Here is a 267-nt window from a genome sequence, read left to right on the forward strand (position 1 = left end):
ATCAACACTACTCGCAGCGCAAAAAATCCTTCAGTTCTGGTTTGATATCGAACCTAACCAAAACGTGGAATCCCAACATCCTGTCGCTGTGCATTGGTCTGAACAAGAAATTGAGCAGTACGCGATTAAACTCGCGCAAGAGCGAGACTATCCGCAAGCGTTAGCAGAGCGTTATGGGATGCCGGCATAACAGTTACGTATGGGCTCAGAGGTTGTATTAATATCCAAAAAACTGAGCCCATTGGCACCATACTTCTTGCAAGCTTT

General features: G+C 45.7%; 1 protein-coding gene. It reads left to right on the forward strand.

Features of this window, described 5'->3' with window-relative positions:
* The first annotated feature begins 64 nt into the window (after window positions 1-64).
* Window positions 65-190: a hypothetical protein gene (locus ACS2QP_RS27860; RefSeq protein WP_438883083.1), complete on the forward strand. Its 126-nt coding sequence runs from the start codon at window positions 65-67 to the stop codon at window positions 188-190.
* The last annotated feature ends 77 nt before the right edge of the window (window positions 191-267 follow it).

It is taken from the genome of Bacillus cereus group sp. Bce019 (genome assembly GCF_051781745.1).
GTDB classification, from domain to species: Bacteria; Bacillota; Bacilli; order Bacillales; family Bacillaceae_G; genus Bacillus_A; species Bacillus_A cereus.